The organism is Desulfobacterales bacterium, from assembly GCA_029211065.1.
In the GTDB taxonomy this organism is placed as follows: Bacteria; Desulfobacterota; Desulfobacteria; order Desulfobacterales; family JARGFK01; genus JARGFK01.
The window spans coordinates 1-9,264 of sequence record JARGFK010000143.1; the positions used below are offsets into that span (position 1 = coordinate 1).

Sequence of the window (9,264 nt, forward strand, 5' to 3'; positions counted from 1 at the left end):
CTGACCGTCGGGGGCATCCGGCTGTTTCTGCAGCTCAACAAACTGCCGTACTCGGTGTTCTCGGCGGCCATCATGATCCTTTGCACCATCGGGGCGTTCGGCATCAGCAACAACATGGATGAGCTCTATCTGATGTTCGCCTTCGGGGTGATCGGCTACTTCATGCGAAAATACGGCTACCCGGTGGCCCCGGCGGTGCTGGGCCTGGTGCTGGGGGACCTGGCGGAACTGTCGCTGCGGCGCTCGCTGCTGCTGTCCTTCGGCAGTCCCCTTATCCTGGTCACCCGGCCCATCAGCGTGGTGCTGCTGGCAGGCGCGCTGGTATCCATCGTTTATCCCCTGCTCAAAAAACCGAAAATCCTGCAGGATGTCGGGTGAAACAACGGTTGTCAAGCCTGCTGTTGACACGGATAATGAAATCCATCTGAACAAATAAGGAAGCATAATTATTAGGACAAAAAAATGGCTCAACGGGCGATCAGAGAGTATGATGCCAAGCGGATGCTGGCAAGGTACTGGACGGAGTATTTCGGCAAAGAAAATCCATACGGGGGTGCGGGGGTTCTGGTGACGCCTGAAACCCATCTTGAGACACTGTCCGAGCAACACGGCTGGCTGCTTCAAAAAAAACTGGTGGTCAAACCGGATCAGCTTTTTGGAAAACGCGGCAAACATAATTTGGTATTGGTGGACGCGACACTGGACAAAGCCCTTGACTGGATCAGAGAGCGGATGAACAGGGATGTGACCATCGGCGCGGTGACCGATAAGCTCACGCATTTTCTGATAGAGGAGCATGTCCCCCATGAGGAAGAGTATTATGTGGCCATCAAGTCTGAAAGGGAAGAGGATCAGATCTATTTTTCCACCCAGGGCGGCATGGACATTGAAGCGCTCTGGCACACGGTTATAACGATCAAGGTGCCGGTGCTAGCGGATATCGACGATCAGGAAGTGTTGCGTAAACTGCCCCAGGACCTTCCGGTAAAGCGCAGGCAGCTTCTGGCAAATTTTATTAAGGGATTGTTTCGATTTTATGCCGACATGAGCTTTACCTATCTTGAGATCAATCCGTTTATTTTTTCGGGGGATAGCATTGTCCCGCTTGATCTGGTGGCCCGGCTCGATGACACGGCCTTTTTTCAAAGCGGTAAAAAATGGGGCGATCTGGAATTTCCGGCCCCTTTTGGCCGCCGGCTGACGCAGGAAGAAGCCCATGTCAAAGAACTGGACCGAAAAAGCGGCGCCTCCATGAAGCTCAGCGTGCTCAACCCCGCGGGGCGAATCTGGACCATGGTGGCCGGCGGCGGGGCCAGCGTAATCTATGCCGATACGGTGGTGGACCTGGGGTTCGGCAAGGAACTGGCAAACTATGGCGAGTACAGCGGCAACCCCAGCACCGACGAGACCTATGAATACGCCAAAACGGTCCTTGATCTGATGTGCCGCACAGAAGACCCGAGGGGCAAGGTGCTGATCATTGGGGGCGGCATCGCCAATTTTACCGATGTGGCGTCGACCTTTACCGGCATTATCAAGGCCATCAGGGAATATGCCCAGAAGCTGATCGACACCAAGGTATCGATCTATGTGCGACGGGGCGGGCCCAACTACGGGACCGGCTTAAACAACATGAAGATGCTGGGCCGGTCTTTGGGTATTCCGATCCATGTGTACGGCCCGGAATTGCACATGACGCGGATTGTAAAAACGGCACTGCTTGCAAAGGAGGCAGAAAATGCCTGAGAACAATGATTATTCCCTCTTTGATAAAAGTACTCAGGCGCTCGTTTATGGCTTCCAGGCCAATGCGGCGCAGCGCATGCTGGATTTTGACTACGCCTGCAGGCGGGAGACCCCCAGCGTTGCGGCCATAATCAATCCCACCCGCAGCGGTCTGCATAAGTGCTTCTGGGGGACGGAAGAGATTTTTATTTCCATGTACCGGACCCCGGCCGAGGCAATCGCTGATCATCCCCAGGCGGACGTTTTTATCAACTTTGCCTCGTTCCGCTCGGCTTATGCGACTTCCTTGGAGGCGCTGGAAGCTGAAACGATCCGGACGGTTGCCATTATTGCCGAAGGGATACCGGAAAGAGATGCCCGCAGGCTGGCGGCGGTAGCAAAAAAGAAGCACAAATGGATCATCGGACCAGCCACGGTGGGGGGCATTGCAGCCGGAGCCTTTAAGATCGGCAACACCGGCGGCACTCTGGAAAATATCATTGAGTCAAAGCTGCACCGGACGGGCAGTGTGGCCTATGTGTCCAAATCCGGAGGGATGTCCAACGAAATCAATAATATTATTTCGCGCAGCAGCGATGGCGTATATGAAGGGATTGCCATCGGCGGGGATTTATATCCGGGCAGTACCTATATCGATCATGTGATGCGGTTTGAGCACAACCCGGATATAAAGATCATTGTGATCCTGGGCGAAATCGGCGGCACGGATGAATATACGGTGGTGGATGCCTTGAGGGAAGGAAGGATTACCAAGCCGGTAGTGGCCTGGAACATCGGTTCGTGTTCCAAGATTTTTCCGGCGGAGATTCAATTCGGCCATGCCGGCGCCCGGGCCGGCTCGGCCCGGGAGCGGGCCGAACTCAAAAATAAGGCGTTTAAAGACGCCGGGGCGATTGTGCCGACCTCCTTTGACGATTTTGGCGATAAGATCAAAGACGTCTATGATTCTCTTGTAAAAAGCGGCATCATTGTCCCAAGACCGGAGCCGCAAACGCCGACTGTTCCCCAGAATTACGATATGGCCCTTCGCGCCGGAACGATCCGGCGGTCGACCAACTTTGTGTGCACCATTTCGGATGAGCGCGGTGAGGAGTTGAAGTACTGCGGGGTTCCGATCTCCAGCATTGTTGAGCAGGATTACGGCATCGGCGGGGTGATCGGCCTGTTGTGGTTCAAGCGCAAACTGCCCGGATGGGCCACGCGCTTTCTTGAGATGGTATTGGAGATTACGGCGGATCATGGACCGGCGGTTTCCGGAGCCCATAATGCGATTGTGGCGGCCCGGGCGGCCAAGGACCTTGTCAGCGCGCTGACCAGCGGTCTCTTAACGATCGGTCCGCGATTCGGCGGGGCCATCAATGACGCGGCCCTGCTGTTTACGAAATATTGCGATGAAGGCAGACCTCCTGAAAGTCTTGTGAACGACATGAAAACCGCCGGACGCAACATACCCGGGATCGGTCATCGCATCAAGTCGGTGACCAACCCGGATAAGCGCGTGGAGATTTTAAACGGGTATGCCAAAGCGAATTTTCCCCTGACCCCCTATCTGGACTATGCCCTGGCGGTGGAGAAGATAACGACATCCAAGCGGGACAACCTGATCCTGAATGTGGACGGCTGTGTGGGGACGTTATGCTGCGACCTGTTCAGGGGGATCGGTTTTAACAAGGATGAAGTCAGGGAATTTGTGGAACTGGAAGCCTTAAATGCCCTTTTTGTGATTGGTCGCTCTATCGGATTCGTGGGACATATCCTGGACCAACGGCGCCTGAAGCAGGGCCTTTACCGACATCCCTATGATGATATTCTTTACAAAATACAGGATGCGCTTTAAACAGTCTTAAAGAGGTGTAGGCATCATTACCGCTAACGCCGCTCCCAGCCTTTTAACCCCCACAAGAGCGATTCCAGCGCCAGTAAACTGACGGCTGCAGAAACCGTGCCGGTTGCTGAAATTCCGCCGGCCAGCCAGATGGGCCCGCCCATCAGGGCGCCGATGATGCGGCCGAGGCCGGCGGCTGCAAAAAAACCCGCCATCATGGTGGCCCGGGATTTTGGTTTAAGTTCCGTACAGAGGGATAAAAAAGAAACGATGGTAAACTCCAGGGTGAAAAAAATAAAAAAAAGACTCGCCAACCCGGATAGCAGCGTCCGGCCGCTGAAGGCCAAAGCAGCATAGGTCAACGTCGATAGTCCCAGGCCGAGAAAGACCGAGCGTTTCAGGCCGAAGCGGTCGGCCAGACTAACTGTGAGCAGCTCGCCGCACAGTTCGGCCGCTCCGATGAGGCCCGTGCCGATGCCGATGGCGACAATGCTCAACCCGAATGCGCTTTCCAGCCAGGCGCCATACACCACAAAGAGATTGTCATTGGCGATGCTGACAAAAAAAGCAAAGCCAAAGGCGCCCAGCGAGGTCCGGTCCCGCAGGAGCGGCCGCCAGGTGCGGCCGAAATCAAGGAGGCTTGAACGCACCGATGCGGCTTTATCGTCTTTGGGTATGAACAGCCGAACCGCAGCGGTTCCCAAAAGCCCCAGGCCCCCTAAAACAAAAAATGGGGCGCGCCACCCCAGCCGATCGATCAGAACCGCAACCAGCGGGATGCCCACCAGGGTGCTGCCGGCCCAGCTCATTTCGATAATGCCGATGACCATTCCCCGGCGGGAATAGGGGACGTTTTCAGCAAAATAGGCCTGGTAGGCCGGGTCAAAAACACTTTTGCCCAGACCCGACAGGAAAAGACCGGCCATGACAACCCCATAAAAAGGGAGGATTCCGCCAAGGAACATCCCCACCGTTAAAAGCCCCAAACCTGCCAGCATCATCAGCCGGTATCCCAGTCGATCGGCAAGGGGGCCGAAGAACATGCCCAGCAGCGTGGTGGCCTGATTCATGGCAATGATGGAGGTAAAAGCGGTCAACGATACCCCGAGGCCGCGGCTTAATACCGGGGCAAAGGGATATGCAAACCGCCGGGCCGTATTCAGCAGCAGGCGGCAGAACACGACAGCGCCGACCTTTAGTGCCAGGTGTTGAATCCGCTCGGCATCAGGTGGGTCTTGGATGGGGTTGTTCATTTGTCGGTTTATAAAATCTGGCTCAGAAAAAGCCGGGTGCGTTCATGCTGGGCATTGTCAAAGAGGGTGTCGGGCGTCCCCTCCTCTACGATGGCGCCAAAGTCCATGAAAAGGACCCGGTTGGCCACTCCCCGGGCAAACCCCATTTCGTGGGTGACGACGACCATGGTCATCCCTTCCCGGGCAAGGGTTTGCATGACATCAAGGACTTCGCCGATCATTTCAGGATCCAGGGCCGATGTGGGCTCGTCAAACAGCATGACCTTGGGGTCCATGGCCAGGGCCCGGGCAATGGCCACGCGCTGCTGCTGACCGCCCGAGAGCCGATCGGGATAAACGTTGGCCTTGTCCGGAATGCCGACTTTGTTGAGCAGGGCCATGGCTTTTTGCCGGGCGTCTTCAGGGGAGCGCTTGCGCACCACCGTCTGGGCCAGGGTCACATTTTCCAGGGTGGTTTTATGGGGAAAAAGGTTGAAGGATTGAAAAACCATCCCCATTTCCGCCCGGGCTTTATTGATGTCGGTTTTGCGGTCCATGATGTCGATGCCGTCTACAAAGATGTGCCCTTCGTCAGCCACCTCAAGCCGGTTGAGACACCGCAGCAAGGTGCTCTTGCCGGATCCCGACGGCCCGATGACCACAACCACTTCGCCCGCCTCGATTTTGCATGAAACGTCGTTCAGGGCTTTGACTTCATGGGGCACATAAAAAAATTTGGACACATTTTTTACATCGATCACTAGGTTATGGTTCTCCTTTCCAAATATTGCAGGAACATGGACAGCGCAAACGTCAGGACCAGGTACAGCAATGCACACATGAACCAGAGCTCAAAGGGCTGCAGGCTGGTGGTGACCACTTCGCGGGTGGCCTTGGTAAGCTCCCGGATGGCGATGATCCCCAAGAGGGATGAATCCTTGATCAGGCTGATGAACTGACCGGCCAGCGGCGGGAATATGCGGCGAAGGGCCTGGGGCAGGACGACATGGCGCATGTTCTGGGCATAGGACATGCCCAGAGAACGGGCGGCTTCGGTTTGACCGCGGTGAATGGACTGAATGCCTGCCCGGACAATTTCAGCCACATACGCCCCTGCAAAAAACGCCAGGGCGGCCACGCCGAACCAGAGGGGCGGCAGCTGGCCCAAGCCCCTGCCCGCCAGCATGGTATTGACGACCGTACCGATGACAAAATACCAGATGAAAATCTGCACCAGCAGGGGCGATCCCCGGATCAGTTCCACATAGGTAATGGCCGTCCATTTAAAGGCAGGGTTGGCGGATAAGCGCGCCAGACCGGCAAAAAGGCCGATAAAGATCCCGATGACGATCCCCACCACGCTGACTTTGAGGGTCAGCCAGAGTCCGCTCAGTAAGATGCCGACCTTCCACTTTTCGTATGAACCTAGGACATCGCCCGGATTGATGAAGTCGTTTTCCGCTACGCGCAGGCTCCCGGCCGGGACGGTATATTTTGCCTGGTCGCCGCTGCCGCTGATATAAACAACTGTCTCTTTGTTCTGCCGGACGATTTTATTCACTTCGCCCTGGATCTCTGAACGGATTTCAACATGGTCTTTAAAGAAGAAGTATTGCGGCACCCGGTACCAGCGCCAGACATAATCCACCTTCAAGGTTGCGTAATAAGTTCCGGAAAAAACGGCCAGCATAAACACGATAAAGACACCTACCCAGAAGTAATAGGTTGCCTTGCTCTGCATGCGAGTGTCGCTTGGACTGAAAGCCATCGACTGCCCCTTCAACAATATAAATTATATCAAACTATATTCATTATTTGGTACGTGAGTACCATGTTTTGCTATAAGCGGATCCTCTAAAATCCCCCCGGCGCCCCCCTTTAAAAAAAGGGGGGAAGGGGGGGATTTTAGACAGGTCGGTTTCCTGGTAAATTTCTCACAGAAACCGCTTTCTACTGGACGTCCTTGATCCAATCGGTGCTTTTGATCCACTTTTGATAGATGCGGTCATAGCGGCCGTCGTTTTTGATTTGCCACAGAAAATTGTTGAGCCAGTTCATAAAATCGGGATCCCCCTTGTTGATTGCCCAGGCCAGCGGTTCGAAAGTAAACGGCTTGTCCAGGAAAGTGAGTTTACCCTGTCCCTGCTGCGCCATGAATACCACATTCATGGGCAGATCGTAAACAAACGCATCCGCCTTACCGTTGACCACTTCAAGGACGGCTTCGGTTTCGGTTTCAAATGATTTATAGGTGCATTTGGGGATCATTCGTTTGACGGCCTGCTCTCCGGTGGTTCCCAGCTTGGACGTAACAATGTAGGCTGACTTGTTGAGATCTTTGTAAGATTTAACGGTCCCTTTGTGTTTGTTGTTGATCAGTACCGTCTGGCCCACAACAATATACGGGTTGGCGAAATTTATTTTGAGGTTTCTTTCCTGGGTGACCGTCATGCCGCTCGTGATGATGTCGAACTTGGCGGTGATGAGCGAGGGGATAATCCCATCCCAGGCGGTATTGACCGGTACAAACTTCACCCCCATGGCCTTTGCCATTTCTTTGGCCACATCGATGTCAAAACCGACAAACTGCCCTTTCTTGTCCGTCATTTCAAAGGGCATGTAGCCGGCTTCAAAGCCGACCCGGAGCTCACCTTTCTGCAGAATTTGTTCCAGGGTGGATTTCTTTGCCAATTCGATGTCCGCCGCCAGCAATGGAGCGGACAACAGGGTAAAAACAGCTAAAAACACGACCATTCCTTTTAACAATCGATTCATCTCTAACCTCCTTGTGTTTGTTTAATGTATTAAGTCGTCTTAAGTAACCTGATTACCACACGCGTTTGGATTCAATAGGCTTTGCCTTCGTCGAGAAGTTCCCGGATCACCATTTGAACGTTGCATTTCGGACATTTGAGAATTTCTTCTTTAGGGATATAAACGATCTGGGTATATTTGCACTTGGGGCATTCGATTTCTATTGCTTCCTGTTTTTCTCTCATCCCGTCCTCCTTACAGGTGTCAGGGTAATGGATTCTGATATGAATAAAAATGTATAGCTATAAAACCGGTGAAATGTCAACCAATGAAGGCCAATGCAGTAATTCACTGTAAATTGTCGGGCCGATTTTTACCTTTATTGGCAGTCGATAAGAATTTTGATCCGCCCCTCGGTTTACACCGGAGAAAATCTTTGCTATGGATAGCATCTTTTAAAAGGGGAAATTTAGGCATGGCTACACGATCCCATCAGCTCTGGATGGATTTTTTATTGTTTGCCGTCACATTTTTTTGGGGGGCTACCTTTGTCATTGTAAAGGACGCCGTGGTATATATGGATGTGTACGTTTTTTTAGGCATCCGCTTCGGCCTCGCCTTTGTGGTGATGGTTGTTTTGTTCCGCAAAAGAATATGGCCTTTTCATCTCCAGACAGCACTTGCCGGCGGTTTTCTGGGCGTATTTCTTTTTGGCGCGTTTGCCTTTCAGACCTGGGGCCTGACCCACACCTCCGCAACCAACGGGGCTTTCCTGACCGGTATGAACGTTGTCATGGTGCCGATCCTTTCGCTGGTTTTTTTGAGGCGGGCGCCGGCCCCTTTTGCCGTTTTGGGCGTCTTTTTTGCCTTTACCGGTCTGTATTTTCTCACCGGCGGCGGTCCTTCGGACTGGAACCGGGGCGATCTCCTGGTGTTTATCTGCGCGGTCTGGGTGTCCATCCATATCATGATGACGGGGTATTATGCCCCTAAATTTGATACCATGGCCCTGGCCACCTGGCAGATGGGGGTTGTCGCTTTGCTTTGTATGGGGTTTGCCCTGGGAACCGGCAGCTTTACCCTCTATGTGCCGCCTCCGGCCTGGGGCGCTATTTTAGTCACCGCGCTGTTTTGCACCGTGTTTGCCTTTGCCGTGCAAACCCATGCGCAACGCTACACGTCACCGACCCGAACGGCGCTGATTTTTACGGCCGAGCCGGTGTTCGGCGCCCTGTTTGCCCACCTGTACGGGGGCGAACCCCTGCTGGAGCAGCATTTAATCGGCGGCGGATTCATTTTTGTGGGCATGGTGCTGGCGGAGTTACGGCCCGGGATCTGGGGCAGGATCAACGGTTTGAGAAACGGCAACAGGGAAAAACAGAACTCTTCCGCAAAGACATCATAAGGTCGTGTCCTACAAATAAATTACAAAATTATTGTCATTCCCGTCTGGGAGGCTGTGTCGAAATTGTTAAAATGGATTCTTTTCCTTCACGTCATGCCGGACCTGATCCGGCATCCAGATGGACATCAACCTGAAAATATTCTGGATTCCGGGTCAAGCCCGGAATGACGAAAAATATTGAAACTCTGGTTTTTATAATTACGACAAAGATTATGAACTAATTAGTTTGACATTGTAAAGATTATTCTTGCAATTACTTCAGTTATTTACTATGGATGTATTCATGAAATCAACCCCGGAGA

9 protein-coding genes are annotated in these 9,264 nt (G+C 53.3%); 4 read left to right on the forward strand and 5 right to left on the reverse strand.

Annotation, left to right across the window (positions count from 1 at the left end; all coding sequences use genetic code 11):
• The 3 genes from P1P89_20720 to P1P89_20730 form a co-directional block, all read left to right on the forward strand.
• The coding region (locus P1P89_20720; GenBank protein ID MDF1593938.1) for a tripartite tricarboxylate transporter permease at positions 1–378 on the forward strand (378 nt) is incomplete at its 5' end.
• A gap of 84 nt (positions 379–462) precedes the next feature.
• Positions 463–1,746 carry an ATP citrate lyase citrate-binding domain-containing protein gene (locus tag P1P89_20725; GenBank protein MDF1593939.1) on the forward strand — a complete coding sequence of 428 codons (1,284 nt, stop codon included), beginning with the start codon at positions 463–465 and terminating at the stop codon, positions 1,744–1,746.
• A complete protein-coding gene (locus P1P89_20730; protein ID MDF1593940.1) occupies positions 1,739–3,583 on the forward strand; it encodes a citrate/2-methylcitrate synthase in 1,845 nt (614 codons plus the stop codon). Before P1P89_20725 ends, P1P89_20730 begins: the two co-directional genes overlap by 8 nt.
• Positions 3,584–3,615: 32 nt before the next feature.
• Here the strand turns inward: P1P89_20730 and P1P89_20735 are convergent, their stop codons facing one another.
• From P1P89_20735 to P1P89_20755, 5 genes are all read right to left on the reverse strand, one after another.
• On the reverse strand, positions 3,616–4,824 hold the full coding sequence (locus P1P89_20735; protein MDF1593941.1) for an MFS transporter: 1,209 nt from the start codon (positions 4,822–4,824) through the stop codon (positions 3,616–3,618).
• Positions 4,825–4,832: 8 nt separating this feature from the next.
• Positions 4,833–5,564 (reverse strand): amino acid ABC transporter ATP-binding protein, encoded by a 732-nt coding sequence (locus tag P1P89_20740; GenBank protein ID MDF1593942.1) that lies wholly within the window; start codon positions 5,562–5,564, stop codon positions 4,833–4,835.
• Complete coding sequence (locus tag P1P89_20745) at positions 5,564–6,571, reverse strand: ABC transporter permease subunit (protein ID MDF1593943.1); 1,008 nt, start codon at positions 6,569–6,571, stop codon at positions 5,564–5,566. The genes P1P89_20740 and P1P89_20745 overlap by 1 nt, the downstream gene beginning before the upstream one ends.
• A gap of 182 nt (positions 6,572–6,753) precedes the next feature.
• Positions 6,754–7,578, reverse strand: coding sequence for a transporter substrate-binding domain-containing protein (locus P1P89_20750; GenBank protein MDF1593944.1), 825 nt, complete (start codon positions 7,576–7,578; stop codon positions 6,754–6,756).
• Between the two features lie 71 nt (positions 7,579–7,649).
• On the reverse strand, positions 7,650–7,802 hold the full coding sequence (locus tag P1P89_20755) for a hypothetical protein (GenBank protein ID MDF1593945.1): 153 nt from the start codon (positions 7,800–7,802) through the stop codon (positions 7,650–7,652).
• A gap of 230 nt (positions 7,803–8,032) precedes the next feature.
• On the opposite strand from P1P89_20755, the gene P1P89_20760 reads away from it, so the two are divergent.
• On the forward strand, positions 8,033–8,962 hold the full coding sequence (locus tag P1P89_20760) for a DMT family transporter (protein MDF1593946.1): 930 nt from the start codon (positions 8,033–8,035) through the stop codon (positions 8,960–8,962).
• The last annotated feature ends 302 nt before the right edge of the window (positions 8,963–9,264 follow it).